Raw genomic sequence first — 16,850 nt, 5'->3', positions numbered from 1 at the left:
GGCCCCCGCCCGCACCGCGCTCAGGCCAGCAGATCCTCCACCCGGATCGGCAGACGGCGGATCCGCTTGCCGGTCGCGTTGTAGACGGCGTTGGCGATCGCGGCATTGGTGCCGACATTGCCCAGTTCTCCGAGGCCCTTGACCCCGGCCGGGTTCACCTCCCGATCGACCTCCGAGAGCATGAGCACCTCGACGTCGCGCGCGTCGGCGTTGACCGGCACCAGATAGTCCTGCAGGTCGCGGTTGACGATGCGGGCGTTGCGCGGATCGATCTCGGTCGCCTCGTGCAGGGCCGAACTCATGCCCCAGATCAGGCCGCCCATGAGCTGGCTGCGGGCCGTGCGCGTGTTCATGATCCGCCCGGCGGCGAAGGCGCCGACGAGGCGCGGCACGCGGATCTCGCGGGTCAGCCGGTGAATGTGCACCTCGACGAATTCGGCACCGAAGGCAAACATCATCTTCTTGCCGTGCGAGCCGCCGGACATGCTGGTCTGGCCCTGATAGAGCTTCGCGATCGCATCCGGCGCGCCTCCCTCGGGTATGAACTCGGCATATTCCTCGATCACTCCGACGCCGGCCTTGCGCAGCAGATCGGCCAGTTTCGCGCGGGCGCCGTTCCCCGCGACCACCTCACCCTTCTGAAGGTCGAGCTCGGATGCCGCCCGGCCTGCGACCGGACTGTCGTTGATCTCGGCCACGGCCTTGAACACGCGCGCGCGGATCGCGTCGCAGGCCTTCAGCACGGTCGAGCAGACGCTCGCGGTGGAATTCGATCCGCCCGCGACCGGCGCGGGCGGGAGCGACGTGTCGCCCATCTCGACCGCGACCGCCGTAACGTCCACGCCGAGCCGTTCGGCCGCCATCTGCGCGGCGACGGTGCGGACACCGGTGCCGATCTCGTGACTGGCCGTCTGGACGACCACCTTGCCGTCGGGCGAAAAGCGAACCCGCGCGGTCGAAGCGGCCGTGTTGCTCGGATAGTAGGTCGTCGCGCAGCCGTAGCCGACCAGCCAGTCGCCGTTCCGCGTCGCCCCCGGCGTCGGCCGGCGGCGCGACCAGTCGAATGCCTTCGCCGCTTCGTCGAAACAGGCCATCAGCGACCGGCTGGTGAACGGCGATTTCTTGATCGGCTCGGCCATGGTGTCGTTGACGCGCCTGAGCTCGATCGGGTCCATGCCGAGCTTCTCAGCCAGCTCGTCGAGCGCGCTTTCGAGCGCGAAGACATAGGGCACCTCGGGCGGCGAGCGCATGTAGCCCGGCGTCTGGCGGTCGGCCTTGACCAGGCTGACCTTCGACTGCACCGCGCCCCAATCGTAGATGCGGGTGGTCGCGTCCGTGCCGCCGACGACGTAGTTGTCCGGCCGGGAGGTCAGTTCCCAGCCCTCGTGGGAAAAAGCGACCACGCGGCCGTTGGGCGTGGCACCCATCTGGATGCGATGCCGCGTCTCCGCGCGATAGGTCTGGGTCGTGAACGCCTGCATGCGGCTGACGACGCAGCGCACCGGCCGGTTCAGCTTCTGGGCCGCGAGTGCGACGATCGTCGCGCGCGGCGACAGCGGCCCCTTGGAACCGAACGCGCCGCCGACGAACGGACTGACCACCCGCACCCGTGCCGGATCGATACGGAGCTGTTTGGCGAGAGCGTTCTTGTGACCGTGAACCGACTGGCTCGGCTCGTAGACAGTCAGATCGCCGTCGTGCCAGACCGCCGTGGTCGAGAACAGCTCGATCGGATTGTGATGCTGGGCGGGCGTCCGATACTCGGCCTCGAGCTTGACCGGCGCTCTCTCGAAAGCACCGGCGAAGTCGCCGACCGAGGCGTCCTCCTTGTGGTTCTGCGTGTTGCCGACCGCCGGGATGACCTCGGTGCCCTCGGACTCCAGCGTCGCGCTCGCCGGCTCGGGCCGGTACTCGACCCGGACCTTCGAGGCCCCCTCGGATGCGGCCTCGAACGTGTCGGCGACCACCAGAGCGACGATCTGGCCGTCATGCTCGATCCGGCGCTTCTTGAGCGGTTGTACCGACGTCATGTTCCCATTGCCGAAGGTCGGGTTCTCCAGTGCGTCGGCGTCGCCATAGGTCAGCACGTCCAGAACGCCGGGGACGGCCAGCGCCGCCTCCTTGTGGACTGCGGTGACGGTGCCGCGTGCGATGGAACTCGTCACCAGCACCGCGTGGGCGAGGTTCGGCAGCGCGAAGTCCGCCGGATAGCGGGCTTCGCCGGTCACCTTCAGGCGCGCGTCGACGCGCGGTTCGGGACGGCCCTGGTTTTCCTTCGGCTCGGGAGCGGCAATGGTCACGGCTCAGATCTCCATGTCGCGGGTTTCGAGCAGGGCGCGGACGAGCGTGCGCTGGCCGAGCGGGATCTTGTAGGCGTTGTGTTCGCGTGCCCGCGCGCCGGCGAAAGCGATCCGCGCGGCCTCGCGGGCGACCGCCTCGTCGAGCCGGCGCCCTTCGAGGGCGCTCTCCGCCTCCCGGGCGCGCCACGGAACCGTCGCGACACCGCCGAGCCCGATCCGGGCATGGCGAACCGTGTCGCCGTCGAGGTCCAGCGCGACGGCGGCCGAGGCGAGCGCGAAAGCGTAGGAGTCGCGGTCGCGAACCTTCACGTAGCGGGATCGGCGGGTCCAGGAACCGGCGGGCACGGTGATCGCGGTGATCACGTCGCCGGGCGCGAGGACGGTCTCGACATGCGGGCTGTCGCCCGGTTGCCGATGGAGTGCCGCGAACGGCAGCGTCCGCCGCCCGGCCGGACCGGTCACGTCGACGGCGGCATCGAGCGCGATCAGGGCCTGGGCGAAGTCGCCGTGATAGGTCGCGATACAGGCGTCCGAGGTGCCGAGAACGGCGTGCTGCCGGTTCACGCCGTCCATCGCCGCGCACCCCGAACCGGGATCGCGCTTGTTGCAGGGCCAGGACGTCTCGCGAAAATACTCGCACCGCGTCCGCTGCAGGACATTGCCGCCGAGGCTCGCCATGTTGCGGATCTGCTGGCTCGCCGCGAGCATCAGCGACTGCGCGATAACAGGATAGTCGCGCCGGATCGCGGCATGGTCCTGCGCCTCGGCCATCCGCACCAGCGCGCCGAGCCGCAACCCGTGCGGTCCGGCCTCGATCCGTGCCATGCCCTGGAGAGCCAGCGGATTGAGGTCGACGAGGCGGGTCGGCCGCATCACGCCGAGCTTCATGTAGTCGGTCATGTTCGTGCCGCCCGCAATGTACTGCGTGGCGGCCATCACCGGAGAGGCACCGGCATCCGCTGACATGGCGGCATTGCGGGAGGCCGTCTCGACGGACTCGGCGCGCGTGTAATCGAAGCGCTCCATGACTCAGAGCTCCTGCATCTCGGCCCGCGCCTGCATGATCGCGGCGACGATGTTCGGATAGGCGGCGCAGCGGCACAGGTTGCCGCTCATGAATTCGCGGATGTCGGCCTCGGAGGACGCATGGCCCTCCTTGATGCACGCGATGGCGGACATGATCTGCCCGGGCGTGCAGTAGCCGCACTGGAAGGCGTCGTGATCGACGAAGGCCTGCTGCATGGGATGCAGGCGTCCACCGGGCTCCGCGAGCCCCTCGATCGTCGTCACCGCGCGGCCCTCGGCCATCACCGCGAAGGTCATGCAGGACAGCGCCCGATGGCCGTCGATATGAACCGTGCAGGCGCCGCACTGACCGTGATCACAGCCCTTCTTGGTGCCGGTCAGGCCGATATGGTCGCGCAGGGCGTCGAGCAGGGTCGTCCGCGGATCGAGCGCCAGACGATGGAGCTGTCCGTTGACCGGCAGGGCGACCGTTTCGATCGCGTCGGCCCCGCCCTTCCCCGTCGCCGCAGCGGATGTGTCGGCGGCCGCCGCCGTGGGCGTCGCCGCATAGGCCAATGGCGCGGCACAGGTGCCGGCAGCCACGGTCAGGAATTCGCGCCGGCTCTGGGTCGATCTCGGATTGTGCTCCGCCATGGTCCGTCCCTCGTCGCTGCCTCAGCGGTCTCAATCCCCCGCAGCGACGATGGTTTCGTTCACAAGGCCGTCAGGCGGCCGAGGCCAAGGCAGGCACCGGATGGTGCCCCGGCGCGCCGACGTCGGCGCGCCGGGCGGATCGGACCGGCTGCAACGTTCAGCCGGCCCCCACCAGCGCGGAGAGCCGCGCGGCGATCTCGGGGGTCGACGCGAGCAGCAGGTTGCCGCGGGTCAGTCCGTCGTCGGCCAGGAAGTCGTTGACGAAGCCGCCGGCCTCGCGCACCAGCAGGATGCCGGCGAGCGCGTCCCAGGCGTTGATGTGCAGCTCCGCATAACCGTCGTTCCGGCCGCAGGCGACGTCGGCGAGACCGAGCGCGCCGGAGCCGTGGCGGCGGAATTCGATGCCGGCCGCCGTCAGGCCTTGCAAGACGGCGCAATAGCGCTCGAGCGGACGACGCTCGGACCAGCCCATCTCGACCACCGGCGCCGCGCCGTGGCGCAAGCCGCTGACCCGGATCGGCGCGCCGTTCAGAAACGCGCCCCCGCCGGCGCGGGCGGTGAAGAACCGGTCCTCCGCCGGCGCGTAGAGGACGCCGAACGCGATCGCACCGTCGACGACCAGCGCGATCGACACACACCAGCGCGGCGTACCGTGGATGTATCCCGCCGTGCCATCGATCGGATCGACGACCCAGACCCGGGACGACGCCTCGCCGCCGTCCTCCTCGCCGATCATCGTGTCGCCGAAACGATCGGCGACTTCGGCGCGGATCAGCCGCTCGACGGCCCGATCGGCCTCGGTGCAGAAGTCGATCGCACTCTTGGCCTCGGCCGGCCCCAGCGTGTCACGCAGATCGAGCGCCAGCCGCCCGGCCCGGCGGGCGACATCGACGGCGAAGGCAAAGCGCGCGTCGAGGTCGGCGGCGCATCCGGCCGCCGTTCCTGACGAGAGAACCGTCGCGCTCATGCCGCACCGCCATCGGCCGGCACGAGCGCCGCACCGTGCGGCGCGATCCGCACGCCGACCACGGCGCCGGGTTCGAACGGCCGTTCCACGCCGGGATCGACCACGAAAAGCTCCCGGTCGATGCCGGGCAGGACGAGCTCGTATTCCATGTGGCTCCCGAGGTAGGCGGCCTTGCGGATGGTGCCGGCGATCTCGCCCGGCTGCGGCCCGCCGGCGCGGAGCAGGAAGGCGTTCGGCCGGACCGCCAGATCGAGCCGGCCGGCCGGCAGATCGCGATGCGGCAGGGCGAGCACCATGCCGTCGAGCGACACCCGCGCGAGCGGACTGTCGTCGCGGGTGACCTCGACCGGCACCAGATTGGCGTTGCCGATGAAGTCGGCGATGAAACGATCGGCCGGACGCTCGTAGAGATCGCGCGGCGTGCCGTCCTGCACGATCCGGGCGTTGCGCATCACGATGATCCGGTCGGAGACGGCGAGCGCCTCCTCCTGATCATGCGTCACGTAGATCACCGTCAGGCCGAGCTGCTGCTGAAGCTGCCGGATGTCCTCGCGAACCCGCCGGCGCAACTTCGCATCGAGGTTCGACAGCGGCTCGTCGAACAGCAGTACCTTGGGCTCCAGCACAATGGCGCGCGCCACCGCGACGCGCTGCTGCTGCCCGCCCGACAGCTCGCTTGGCAGGCGCTTCTCGAAACCGGCGAGCCCGACGGTCGCCAGTTTCTCGGCCGCCATCTCGACCGCCCGCGCCTTGCCGACGCCGGAGGCACGCAGGCCGTAGCAGACATTCTCGAGCACGCTCATGTGCGGGAACAGCGCGTAGGACTGGAACACCATGCTGACGTCCCGCTCCGCCGCCGAGCGGAAGGTGACGTCGGTGCCGTCGATCCGGATCTGCCCCGTCGTCGGCAATTCGAGCCCGGCGACCAGCCGCAGCGTGGTGGTCTTGCCGCAGCCCGACGGGCCGAGCAGGGTCACGAGCGTGCCGCGATCGACCGTGAAGTCGACGCCAGCCACCGCGGTCACCAGGCCATAGCGCTTGACGACCTGGTGGAACTCCAGGGCCGGCGGAAGCCCCCTCGCCGCCCCGGCGGGCGCCGGGATCGAAGACGAAGACACGATCTGGTTCATGAAGCCTCCGCGACGCGGTCGAGGGACGAGGTTCGCTCCGCCGCGGCCGGCCGCCGACCGATCTTCCGCTCGCCGACGATCGCCTGGATCGCGATGAGCGCCAGGACCATGATCACGATCAGGACCGCGGAATAGACGATCGCCAGTCCGTATTCGCCGAATTCGGCGCGACCGACGATGTAGACGGTGGCGAGGTTGTACTCGCCGCTGACCAGGAAGATCACCGCGCTGACGCTGGTGATCGCGCGCACGAAGGCATAGACCATCGAGGTCGCGATCGCCGGGCGCAGGATCGGCAGGATCACGCGCCGGAGCGTCAGCCCCGAGCGCGCGCCGAGCGTGAATGATGCCTCGTCGAGACTGCGGTCGATCTGGCTGAGGTTGGCGAGGCCGGCGCGGATGCCGACCGGCATGTTCCGGAACACGAAGGCCACGATCATGATCGTCGCCGTGCCCGTGAGTTCGATCGGCGGCGTGTTGAAGGCCAGGATGTAGCTGATGCCGATCACCGTGCCCGGGATGGCGAAGCTCATCATGGTCAGGAACTCGAACAGTCCCTGGCCGGCGAAGCGCTGGCGGTTCAAGAGGTAGGCGGTCACGATGCCGAGCGCCGCCGTCGGGATCATCGACAGAACGGCGACCTGCAGCGTCGTGATCAGCGAATTCCATGCCGATCCGGACAGGAACCAGCCGTGATCGCCCGAGCCGATCGCGAAGGCCGTGACGAAGTGCTTGAGCGTCGGCGTGTTGTCCGAGCCGATCGCGGCGACGAAGCCGCCGGCCAGGATGATGGCGTAGACCGCCGCGGTGAGGATCATCCAGGGGATCACGACCGAGAGGCAGGCAATCTTCAGCCCGCGTGGCAGCGGCACCGGCACGCCGGCGTCGCCCTTGCCCGAGACCGTGACATAGCTGCGCCGGCCGACCCAGAGCCGCTGCAGCAGGAAAGCGGCGAGCGTGAAGACCAGCAGCACGATGGCGAGCACGGCCGCCTGCCCCTGATCCTGTGCCGCGCCGACCACCGCGAAATAGATGCTCGTCGACAGGACGCGGAAGTTGCCGCCGATCATGATCGGATTGCCGAAATCCGCGAGGCTCTCGATGAAGGCGATCAGGAAGGCATTGGCGAGGCCCGGCCGGATCAGCGGCCAGGTCACATGCCGGAACGTCCGCCACCGGCCCGACCGCAGCGTCTGCGACGCCTCCTCGAGCGACGGGCTGACGCCCTGCACCACGCCGAGCAGCACCAGATAGGAGATCGGCGTGAAGGCGAGCAGCTGGGCGATGGTGAGCCCCGGCATGCCGTAGATCCAGCGGCTACGCGGCAGGCCGAACAGGTCGGTCAGCATCGCCGTCACCATGCCGGCCCGGCCGAACATCAGGATCAGCGCGAGGCCGATCACGAACGGCGGGGTGATCACCGGTAGCACCGAGATCACCCGGAACAGGCGCGGAAACGGAAACGTGGTCCGCGCCGCGACCAGCGCGAAGGCAAGCCCGAGCAGCGTCGACAGCACCCCGACGATCACGCCCTGCGCCAGCGAATTCCATGCGACGCCGCAGCTCTTGCTGCTTTGGAGACAGTCGAGCCCCCAGATCGAGGCGTCGCCGAGTTTCGTCGCGAACATCGCGAGATCGTAGTGCCCGGCGTTGTCCTTGAACGCCGAGATCAGCATGCAGGCGATCGGATAGCCGACGAAGGCGAAGATCGACCCCGACACGACGATCAGGGCGCCGACCGTGAAGGCGTCGCCCTTGCACCAGCCCTGACGGGCGAGGCCGTGGGCGAGCACGATCGAAAGCGTCAGAGCGAGGAAAAGCGCGCCCCAGCCGAGCGCCGGCTGGCTCGGCCCGGCGCCGAATGCGCCGGTCAGCGCCACGACCGACCAGCCCTTGCCGCCGATCAGGAACGCCTCGACCACGAGTAACAGCAGCCCTGCCCCGGCGGCCCACGCGAGAAGCTTCGGCCGGCCGGCCCGGACCGCCAGCGTCGCGGCGACGAGCGGCAGGACGAGCAGCAGCAGCCAGGGCTTTCCGGTCAGGCCGGCGACGATGGCCGACGTGGTCGGACCGGTCACGAGCGCGGCAAGACCACGCTCGGAGCCGTACCAGGGCAGCAGGATCAGCGCACCCCAGGCCGCAAACAGCCAGGGCGCCGGCCCACCGAAGCGGGACGCCTTCGTAGGCAATCGCATGGGCGGCGCCTCACTTGGCGTTCTTGACGTCCTGGGTCCAGCGCGCGAGCAGCCGCTTGCGCTCGGTCGACGAGCCGTATTTGCCGAAGTCGTAGTCGATCAGCTTCATCTTCGACGTGTCGGGCGCCTCAGGGGGCACCGGCGACTTCTCGTTGGATGGCACCTGATAACTGCCGTTCTTGGCCGCGATCGCCTGCGCCTCGGGCGTCAGCGCCCACTCGTAGAACTGTTTGGCCTCTTCGACATGACGGCCACCCTTGATCAGGCTCATCGAGCCGATCTCGAAGCCGGTGCCCTCGCAGGGCGACACGACCTTGACCGCCGGCGACTTCTTGGCCGCATCGACCAGATCGTGCTGGAACGTGATGCCGACGGTCACCTCGCCGCGCCCGACCGCCTGGGCCGGCGCCGCGCCGGCGCTGGTGTAGTGGTCGATGTTGTCGTTGAGCTTCTTCAGATAGTCGAACGCCTGCTCCTCGCCCATGAGCTGGACGATGGTCGCGAGCATGGTCCAGGCGGTGCCGGAGGAGTTGGGATCGGCCATCTGGACCTCGCCCTTGAACTCCGGCTTCAGCAGGTCCGCCCAGCACGCCGGCACCGCCGCCTTGCGGCTCGCCAGCGCCTTCTCGTTGTAGCCGAAGCCGAGGGCGCCGAGGTAGATGCCGACCGTCCGGTACTCGGAGCGCTTGGCCTGGTTCTGCGCCCAGGCGCGCAGGTCCTTCAGCGCCGGCGACTGATAGGGCTCGGTCAGACCGTCGGATGCGGCCTGCAGATGCGGATCGCCGGTGCCGCCGTACCAGATGTCGCCGCGCGGATTGTCCTTCTCGGCGCGCAGGCGGGCGTAGATCTCGCCCGCGCTCTGGCGCGTCATGTCGACGTGGATGCCGGTCTTCTGTTCGAACGCGGACGCCGCGGCGCGGCACCATTCCTCGTTCACACCGCAGTAGACCACCACCGACCCGGCCGCGACGGCATGACCGCCGCCGGCGATCGCCCCCATCAGACCGGCCAACACGGTGCCGACCACCACCCGGTGCTTTCCATTCGCCATGACGTCCTCCCAGAACACCCCGCCGTGTCGGCGGTGGAACGGACCGCAGGTCATCGCCGGGTCCGCCGCGCTTTGCACACGCTTGCAAACACGGTGTCACGCGAACTGTCACATTGTCAACGGATCGTTACATACTCCCGCGTCATTCCGCAGTTGCGAACGATACCGCATCGCAAAATCGCATTGCACACCCTTGCAAGCCTGAAAAAGAACGACCACGCTAGCAACGAACCGGGCAGCACGCGATCGAGTGGACGATCGGAGCGGCGCGGACGACGCCGGAGGCAGCCGCAGGATGACGGGTTCGAAGGACGCCGACGAGACGATCGGCGCGGGACGGCGTGACCGCCCCGCCTTCGTCGGCGCACGCGAAGTCGCCATCCGCGCCGGCGTCTCCCGGTCGGCAGTGTCGCGGGTGTTCACACCGGGTGCCAGCGTCTCGGAGGAAACGCGGCGGCGCGTGCTCGATGCCGCGGCCGCGCTCGGCTACCACGTCAATCATCTCGCGCGCGGCCTGATCAGCCGGAGCACCGGGATCGTCTGCCTGATCGTGGCCGATCTCGAGACGCCGCAGCAGGCCCGCCTGCTGCGCGCGCTGACCGTGGAGCTCCAGGCGATCGGCAAGGTCGCCATGGTGCTGAGCACGGACGGCCGCGGCGAGGCGGGCGAGGCCGTGCTGCGCCAGAGCCTGCACTACCGCGCCGATGGCACGGTGGTCGTGTCGGGAACCCCGGCCGAGACCGTGATCCGGACCTGTCTCGACAACGGCCAGCGCATGGTGCTGATCAACCGCGACGACCGGATCGACGGTCCGCACAACATCCGGCTCGACAATGCCACGGTGGCGCGCGCCGCCCTGCAGGCCTTCGTGCGCGGCGGCTGCCGCCGCCTCGCCGTCGTCGACACGGGCAACCCGACGCCGAGCCTGATCGAGCGCGAGACGGCCTTCGTCGCGGCCGCGCGCGACCTCGGGCTCGATGTCGCCGTGGTGCGCGAGGGTGCCGTCGCCCGCTACGAGGACGGCGTCGCGGCCGGACGCCGCCTCTTCACCGCGTCGACACGCCCGGACGCGGTCTTCTGCGTCAACGACATCCTCGCCTGCGGCGTCATGGACGCCGCGCGGCGCGAGTTCGGCCTCAGGGTTCCCGAGGACGTCTCGGTGATCGGCTGCGACAACATCCGACAGTCGGACTGGCTGTCCTACCAACTGACGACCTTCGATCAGCCGATCGATGCGATCGTCGCCCGGACAGTCGAGCTCCTGGGCGACGATGCGCCGGAGACGCCTTTACGCGTGGTGTTGCCGCCGACGCTGGTCTGGCGGCGATCGGTCCGGGTCCCCGGCACGCCCTGATCCCGCCGCCTCCCCGAATGTCCGGGTCCGGCGCGCCCGCGCCTCTCGGATTGACGCCTGCGCCGGCATGACCCGATGCGCCGGCAAGACCCGGCCACCGCCGTACACCCCTCCTTGTTCTAGATCATGGCGCGTCCCCTTGCAGTCCCTAGTCTGTGGCCAGGGGCGCCGAACGGGACCGGGACATGCAAGACAGTCGATCGCAAGCGATGCCGGATCCCGCGCACGGGATTCCGCGCGGCAGCGCTTTCACAAACAAAGGCAGTACCTTGCGGACCACTGTGTCCTTCGTCTGGGCTCATCGCTGGTTCGCGCTTGTCGTCGTGGTCCTGCTCGCGCTCGGCGCCTGGCAGGTGGCACGGGTCGCGTTCGGCCCGGAGATCGTGGTCGATCGGGTCAAGCGCGCCGATCTGGTTCGCACCGTCGTTGCCAGCGGTCATGTCGAGACGCCGTTTCGCGTCGAGATCGCCGCGCAGATCACCGGCACGGTGTCCGAAGTGCTGGTCGAGGACGGCCAGCGCGTGGCGCGCGGCCAGCCGTTGGTCAAGCTCGAGCCGCAGGAACTGCAGGCCGCGGTCGTGCAGGCGCAGGGCGCGCTCGCCCAGGCCCGCGCGCGCATCCGCCAGCTCACCGACCTCACCCTGCCGATGGCGCGCGAGAATCTGGCGCAGGCACAAGCAACGCTGCGCAACGCCCAGGCCGCCTTCGACCGGACAGCCGAACTGGCCCGCAACGGCCATTCGACCCTCGCCGCGCTCGACGACGCCCAGCGCGCGCTCGACATCGCGCGCACGCAGGTCAATACCGCCCAGCTCCAGGTGTTCACGGCGAGCCCCGAGGGCAGCGACTACGTCCTGGCGCAGACCCAGCTAGATCAGGCCGAAGCCAATCTCGCGACCGCCCGCTCGCGTCTCGGCTATGCGACCGTCGCGGCGCCGCGCGACGGCGTGCTGATCGCGCGCAAGGTGGAACAAGGCACCGTGGTGCAGCCGGGCCGCGCGATGCTGGTGCTCGCGCCTGCCGGCACGACGCAGCTCGTGCTGCAGATCGACGAGCGCAACCTCGGCCTCATCGCCGTCGGCCAACCGGCGCTCGCCTCGGCCGACGCCTATCCGGACGCCCGCTTCAACGCGGTCGTGTCCTACATCAATCCCGGTGTCGACATCGCCCGCGCCTCGGTCGAGGTGAAGCTCAACGTCGCCGAGCCGCCCGCCTATCTGCGGCAGGACATGACCGTGTCCGTCGATATCGAGGTGGGTCGCCGCAACGCGACCCTGGTGCTGCCGCTCCGGTCGATCCGCGATGCCGGCTCCGCCCAGCCCTGGGTTCTGGCCGCGCGCGACGGTCGCGCGCACCGCCAGCCGGTCCGCCTCGGCTTGCGCGGCAACGTCCAGGCCGAGATCCTCGACGGCATCGGGGAAGGCGACCTGGTGGTGCCGACCACGTCCAGCCTGCGCCCCGGCCAGCGGCTGCGGCCGGTCCTGCCATGAACCCGCTTCTGCCCTTCGAATGGATCACGTCGCTGCGCTTCCTGCGCGAGGGGCGCCTCCAGACGTTGTTTATTCTCGGCGGCATCGCGATCGGCGTCGGCGTGATCGTGTTCATGTCGGTGATGCTCACCGGCCTCCAGCAGAACTTCCTGCGCCGGGTGCTGACCTCCCAGCCGCACATCCAGCTCGTGGCGCCCGATCAGGTGGCGCGGCCGCTGCGGACCGGCGCCACCCTGGTCGCCGATCCGGTCGTCCAGCGCCCGAGCCAGCGCGTGCTGTCGATCGACCAATGGCAGGCGATCGCCGAGGCCATGCGCACGAGGCCCGAGATCGCCGTCGTCTCGCCGACGGCGGGCGGCTCGGCGCTGGCGGTGCGCGGCGATGCCAGCCGGTCGATCTCGGTCAGCGGCATCGATCCCGAAACCTATTTCCGTATCGTGCGCCTGCCCGACTATCTCGTCGCCGGCCAGTTGCGGCTGACCAGCGACGACATCGTCATCGGCACCGAACTCGCCAAGGATCTCGGCGTCAGCGTCGGCGACAAGCTCAACGTCACCGCCGCCTCCGGCGTCGCCCGCACCTTGACCGTCACCGCCCTGATCGATCTCGGCAACAAGGGCACCAACCAGCGCCTGACCTTCGTGGCGCTGCGCACCGGCCAGGCGCTTCTCGGCCTGATCGGCGGCGTCACCACGATCGATCTGACCGTGAACGACATCTATGCCGCCGAGACGATCGCCCGGGAAATCTCGGCCACCCACGCCGTCGATGCCGACAGCTGGATCAAGACCAACGCCCAGTTCTTCACCGCCGTGCAGGCCCAGCAGAACACCAATACGCTGATCCGCCTGTTCGTCGGCCTGTCGGTCGCCTTCGGCATCGCGGCCGTGCTGGTCGTCTCGGTGATCCAGCGCTCGAAGGACATCGGCATCCTGCGCGCGATGGGGACGCGGCGCGGCCAGATCCTGCGGATCTTCCTGCTGCAGGGCGGCCTGCTCGGCTTCGCCGGTTCGCTCGCCGGCGCCGCGCTCGGCACCGGCGCGCTGGTCTACTGGCACGCGGTCTCGCGCCAGGCGGACGGCAGCGAACTGATCCCGCTGATCATCGAGCCCCAGCTCTTCGTGGCCGCCACGCTGCTGGCCACGGTGACAGGGCTCGTGGCGGCGATGGCGCCGGCGATCCGTGCGGCGCGGCTCGATCCGGTGGAGGCGATCCGTGGCTGAAGAGATCCTGCGCCTGGAGGGCGTGCGCAAATCCTACAATGTCGGCCGCCCGAACGAGACCGAAGTCCTGCACGGCATCGATCTCACGCTCGAACGCGGTGAGTTCGTCGCGCTGATCGGACCATCCGGCTCTGGCAAGAGCACGCTGCTCAACATCATCGGCCTGCTCGATCGTCCGACCGCGGGGAACCTCCTGATCCATGGCGTCGAGACGAGCCGGATGTCCGATGCCGAACTCACGCGCCTGCGTGGCCGCACCATCGGCTTCGTGTTCCAGTACCACCTGCTGATCTCCGCCTTCACGGCGCTGGAAAACGTCATGATCCCGCTCGTCGCCGACCGGACCTTCCCGAGCCGGGAGATCGAGGCGCGGGCGCGCGCGCTCCTCGGCGAGGTCGGGCTCGCCGCCTTCGCCAACAGCCTCGCGACCAACCTGTCGGGCGGCCAGCAGCAACGCGTCGCGGTCGCCCGCTCGCTCGCGATGAAGCCCGATCTCGTGCTCGCCGACGAGCCGACCGGCAATCTCGACACGAAATCAGCAGACGACGTCTTCGCGCTGCTTCGCCGCGAGAACCGCGAGCACGGCACGAGCTTTCTCCTGGTGACGCACAACATGCACCTCGCCAGCCAATGCGACCGGACCATCCAGGTCGTCGATGGCCGGATCGCGCCGTAGGCCGCACCGCGACGCCGGCGCCCCTTCTCCGCTTCGTCACGCGCCTTTCATTGGGCGCCGGTGCAGGGCGTGATACGTCTGGGGCGGACAGAAGCCGGCCGGAACGACGAGGAGAGCCGATCGATGGAGATCCAGCGCGCAGGTGCAAAGCCCTCGGCCAAGGGGCCGGCCAACTGGTTCACCGGCACCGTCCGCATCGATCCGCTGTTCGCTGCCGCCGCGCCGGCGCGGGCGGCCGGGGCGCTGGTCACCTTCGAGCCCGGCGCCCGTACCGCGTGGCACACCCATCCGCTCGGCCAGACGCTGATCGTCATGTCCGGCCGCGGCCTCGCCCAGCGCGAGGGCGGGCCGATCGAGGAGATCCGCCCCGGCGATGTGATCTGGTTCCCGCCCGGCGAGCGGCACTGGCACGGCGCCTCGGCCGAGACCGCGATGAGCCATATCGCCATTCAGGAGGCGCTCGACGGCCGCACCGTCGACTGGCTCGAGCACGTCTCCGACGCCGAATATTCGGCGCCGCACGGCTAGCTCATAGCCAGCCGGTCACCCGGCGAGCAGTCGTCCGAACAGCAGTCGTCCGAACTCAGGCGTCGCAAGCCCCGGCCGCCCGAACTCGCTGAGCGCGCCCCACAGCGTGACGGCGACGCTGTCGATCACCGGCACGCCGTGTTCGGCCTCCCAGCGCGCCACATGCGGCCCACCGGCGACATTGGTGCACAGGATCACGATCGCCTCCGGCCGCGCCGCTGCCACGGTCGCGATCTGCCGATCGAGCGTCGGCCGGTCGACGAGGCCGAAGGAGAAGTTGTCGCGGATGCCGAGATGGCTCTCCGCCGCGACCACGATGCCTTCCGACGCATAGACCTTGGCGATCTCGGCCTGCACGTCAGCGGTATAGGGCGTCACGAGCCCGATCGAGCCGATGCCCTTGGCGCGCATCAGATCGAACAGGCTGAGCACGCAGGTCGTCGCCCGGATGCCGGTCCGCGCGGCGATCGCGGCCGCCAGTGCCCGGTCGCGATCGAGGCCGAGCCAACTCGCGCTCGTGCCGTTCCAGGTCACGACGTCGACCTTGGCGTGGCCGAGCAGGTCCGCCGCCGCCAGCATCGGCTCGGCGTCGAACTGGCCAAGCGCCGCGTCCGAGAGCGCGATCTCGGTGACCTTGAAGCGCGAGAAATGCGCGGTCACATCGCCCTCCGGGCCGAGCATCGCGGCCGTGACCGGTTCGAGCACGGTGTTCGAGGACGGCGTCAACATGCCGATGCGGTGGGTCATCGAGGTCTCCGGAGTGCGTGGGATCAGGAAAGCGGGATCAGGCGGCGGCGATGGCGGGCGCGCGCCAGGCGAAGCCGGCCTCGCGTTCGAGCCGGCGGGCGAAGGCGATCAGGCCGGCCTCTTCGCCGGGCCGGCCGATCAGCTGCAGCCCGAAGGGCAGCGCATGCGCGCCCTGCGGCGCCGGGATGGTCACGACCGGGAACCCGACCAGCGAGACGACGAAGGTCACGGTCAGGTAGTCGAGAATGTCGAGGAGCGGCGCACCGTCGATCGTGGTGACCTCGCCGTCGTCGTTCGGCCAGGGCATGACCGAGGCCGAGGGCGCGATCAGCACGTCGTGGTCGCGGAAGAAGCCGACGAAGCGCCGCCAGAGCGCCGAGCGGATCGCCTCGGCCTCCAGATAGTCCGCGGCCAACAGGCGCCGCCCCGCCTCGACGTTCCAGCGCACGGTTTCCGTCAGCCGGTCGCCCTCGGTGCCGGCGAGCGCACCGAAACCGCGCGCGATCTGGGCCGCGCGCAGGGTCCGGAACGCCCGGCCGGCGCCGGTGCAATCGGGCGTCGCGGCAGTGATCGGGCCGACGACCGGCTCCGCCGCCGCCACGGCCTCGGCGAAGCGCGCACGCACGACAGCGGCGACCGGCGCGATGCCGAAATCTGGCGTCGCGGCGATCCTTTGCGGACGAGAGTTCACGTTCGGATCGGGACGATGGGCACTGGCCGAGAGCGGATCAAGAACCTCGGCCGCCGCCATGGCCGACAGCATCAGCGCCGCATCGTCGACCGTCCGCGCCAGCGCGCCATGGGTCGCGAGCCCGCTCCAGGCGAGATCGCGCGCGGCATCGCCGATCAGCCCCGGCGTCGGCCGGATCGAGACGACGCCGCAGAAGCCGGCCGGCGTGCGCACCGAACCGCCGAAGTCGGTGCCATGGGCGAGCGCGGCCATGCCGGTCGCGACCGCCACCGCCGAACCGCCGGACGAGCCGCCCGAGGTCAGCCGCGGATCGAACGGATTGGCCGTCGGCCCGCAGAGCCGGTTCGCGCAGACCGCGCCGAAGCCGAATTCCGGCGTGTTGGCCTTGCCCAGGACGATCGCGCCCGCCGCCTTCAGCCGCGCCGCGACCGGATCGTCGCGCTCCGGCACGCGGTCGGCATGAAGCGCCGAGCCCATCGTGGTGCGCAGGCCGGCGGTATCGGTCAGATCCTTGACCGCGATCGGCAGCCCGTGCAGCGGCCCGACCGGCACCGGCTGGCGGTCGAGCGCGCGCGCGGCCTCGATCGCCCCCTCCGCACCGACGGTGATGAAGGCTCGCAAAGCCGGATCGAGCCGCGCGATGCGGGAGAGATGGTTGCGCACGACCGTCTCGGCGGCGACCTCGCGACGCGCGAGCCGCCCGGCCAGTTCGACCGCCGCGACCGGCTCGCCCCCGGCAGCCTTCGGGGCGTCGGCCCCCTCGCCCATCCCATCGCCGCTTTTCACGTCAACTGCTCCAAGAGATTGCACAGGATTCGGGCTCCGGCCATGCGCAGACA

14 protein-coding genes are annotated in these 16,850 nt (G+C 69.8%); 5 read left to right on the top strand and 9 right to left on the bottom strand.

Annotated elements, in window-relative coordinates:
* Positions 1-20: 20 nt before the first annotated feature.
* The 7 genes from ABS361_05720 to ABS361_05690 all read right to left on the bottom strand — a co-directional run bounded on the left by ABS361_05720 (position 21) and on the right by ABS361_05690 (position 9,302).
* On the bottom strand, positions 21-2,300 hold the full coding sequence (locus ABS361_05720; protein ID XBY45763.1) for a xanthine dehydrogenase family protein molybdopterin-binding subunit: 2,280 nt from the start codon (positions 2,298-2,300) through the stop codon (positions 21-23).
* A 3-nt stretch (positions 2,301-2,303) separates the two neighbouring features.
* Positions 2,304-3,326, bottom strand: a complete 1,023-nt coding sequence (locus ABS361_05715) for a xanthine dehydrogenase family protein subunit M (GenBank protein ID XBY45762.1) — start codon at positions 3,324-3,326, stop codon at positions 2,304-2,306.
* 3 nt (positions 3,327-3,329) lie between these two features.
* On the bottom strand, positions 3,330-3,959 hold the full coding sequence (locus ABS361_05710) for a (2Fe-2S)-binding protein (protein XBY45761.1): 630 nt from the start codon (positions 3,957-3,959) through the stop codon (positions 3,330-3,332).
* 157 nt (positions 3,960-4,116) lie between these two features.
* Positions 4,117-4,926: an inositol monophosphatase gene (locus ABS361_05705; protein ID XBY45760.1), complete on the bottom strand. Its 810-nt coding sequence runs from the start codon at positions 4,924-4,926 to the stop codon at positions 4,117-4,119.
* Positions 4,923-6,056 (bottom strand): ABC transporter ATP-binding protein, encoded by a 1,134-nt coding sequence (locus ABS361_05700; protein ID XBY45759.1) that lies wholly within the window; start codon positions 6,054-6,056, stop codon positions 4,923-4,925. Before ABS361_05700 ends, ABS361_05705 begins: the two co-directional genes overlap by 4 nt.
* Complete coding sequence (locus ABS361_05695; GenBank protein ID XBY45758.1) at positions 6,053-8,251, bottom strand: iron ABC transporter permease; 2,199 nt, start codon at positions 8,249-8,251, stop codon at positions 6,053-6,055. The genes ABS361_05700 and ABS361_05695 overlap by 4 nt, the downstream gene beginning before the upstream one ends.
* Before the next feature lie 10 nt (positions 8,252-8,261).
* Positions 8,262-9,302, bottom strand: coding sequence for an ABC transporter substrate-binding protein (locus ABS361_05690; GenBank protein XBY45757.1), 1,041 nt, complete (start codon positions 9,300-9,302; stop codon positions 8,262-8,264).
* A gap of 295 nt (positions 9,303-9,597) precedes the next feature.
* Between ABS361_05690 and ABS361_05685 the strand changes: the two genes are divergently transcribed.
* The 5 genes from ABS361_05685 to ABS361_05665 all read left to right on the top strand — a co-directional run bounded on the left by ABS361_05685 (position 9,598) and on the right by ABS361_05665 (position 14,573).
* Positions 9,598-10,656: a substrate-binding domain-containing protein gene (locus tag ABS361_05685; GenBank protein XBY45756.1), complete on the top strand. Its 1,059-nt coding sequence runs from the start codon at positions 9,598-9,600 to the stop codon at positions 10,654-10,656.
* Between the two features lie 269 nt (positions 10,657-10,925).
* A complete protein-coding gene (locus ABS361_05680; protein XBY45755.1) occupies positions 10,926-12,146 on the top strand; it encodes an efflux RND transporter periplasmic adaptor subunit in 1,221 nt (406 codons plus the stop codon).
* A complete protein-coding gene (locus ABS361_05675; protein XBY45754.1) occupies positions 12,143-13,369 on the top strand; it encodes an FtsX-like permease family protein in 1,227 nt (408 codons plus the stop codon). Before ABS361_05680 ends, ABS361_05675 begins: the two co-directional genes overlap by 4 nt.
* A complete protein-coding gene (locus ABS361_05670) occupies positions 13,362-14,045 on the top strand; it encodes an ABC transporter ATP-binding protein (protein ID XBY45753.1) in 684 nt (227 codons plus the stop codon). The genes ABS361_05675 and ABS361_05670 overlap by 8 nt, the downstream gene beginning before the upstream one ends.
* Before the next feature lie 123 nt (positions 14,046-14,168).
* On the top strand, positions 14,169-14,573 hold the full coding sequence (locus tag ABS361_05665) for a cupin domain-containing protein (protein XBY45752.1): 405 nt from the start codon (positions 14,169-14,171) through the stop codon (positions 14,571-14,573).
* 15 nt (positions 14,574-14,588) lie between these two features.
* On the opposite strand, the gene ABS361_05660 is transcribed toward ABS361_05665, so the two are convergent.
* Both ABS361_05660 and ABS361_05655 read right to left on the bottom strand, forming a co-directional pair.
* On the bottom strand, positions 14,589-15,320 hold the full coding sequence (locus tag ABS361_05660; protein ID XBY45751.1) for an Asp/Glu/hydantoin racemase: 732 nt from the start codon (positions 15,318-15,320) through the stop codon (positions 14,589-14,591).
* Between the two features lie 37 nt (positions 15,321-15,357).
* On the bottom strand, positions 15,358-16,797 hold the full coding sequence (locus ABS361_05655) for an amidase (GenBank protein ID XBY45750.1): 1,440 nt from the start codon (positions 16,795-16,797) through the stop codon (positions 15,358-15,360).
* Between the last annotated feature and the right edge of the window lie 53 nt (positions 16,798-16,850).

Source organism: Ancalomicrobiaceae bacterium S20, assembly GCA_040269895.1.
GTDB lineage: Bacteria > Pseudomonadota > Alphaproteobacteria > Rhizobiales > Ancalomicrobiaceae > Methyloraptor > Methyloraptor flagellatus.
This window is presented reverse-complemented; position numbering and strand designations above follow the sequence as displayed.

What these genes read in the sequence shown, in the direction of transcription:
- ABS361_05715 (XBY45762.1), bottom strand. Translation starts at nt 3,326, where the DNA reads ATGGAGCGCTTCGATTACACGCGCGCCGAGTCCGTCGAGACGGCCTCC.
- ABS361_05710 (XBY45761.1), bottom strand. Translation starts at nt 3,959, where the DNA reads ATGGCGGAGCACAATCCGAGATCGACCCAGAGCCGGCGCGAATTCCTG.
- ABS361_05705 (XBY45760.1), bottom strand. Translation starts at nt 4,926, where the DNA reads ATGAGCGCGACGGTTCTCTCGTCAGGAACGGCGGCCGGATGCGCCGCC.
- ABS361_05700 (XBY45759.1), bottom strand. Translation starts at nt 6,056, where the DNA reads ATGAACCAGATCGTGTCTTCGTCTTCGATCCCGGCGCCCGCCGGGGCG.
- ABS361_05695 (XBY45758.1), bottom strand. Translation starts at nt 8,251, where the DNA reads ATGCGATTGCCTACGAAGGCGTCCCGCTTCGGTGGGCCGGCGCCCTGG.
- ABS361_05690 (XBY45757.1), bottom strand. Translation starts at nt 9,302, where the DNA reads ATGGCGAATGGAAAGCACCGGGTGGTGGTCGGCACCGTGTTGGCCGGT.
- ABS361_05685 (XBY45756.1), top strand. Translation starts at nt 9,598, where the DNA reads ATGACGGGTTCGAAGGACGCCGACGAGACGATCGGCGCGGGACGGCGT.
- ABS361_05675 (XBY45754.1), top strand. Translation starts at nt 12,143, where the DNA reads ATGAACCCGCTTCTGCCCTTCGAATGGATCACGTCGCTGCGCTTCCTG.
- ABS361_05665 (XBY45752.1), top strand. Translation starts at nt 14,169, where the DNA reads ATGGAGATCCAGCGCGCAGGTGCAAAGCCCTCGGCCAAGGGGCCGGCC.
- ABS361_05660 (XBY45751.1), bottom strand. Translation starts at nt 15,320, where the DNA reads ATGACCCACCGCATCGGCATGTTGACGCCGTCCTCGAACACCGTGCTC.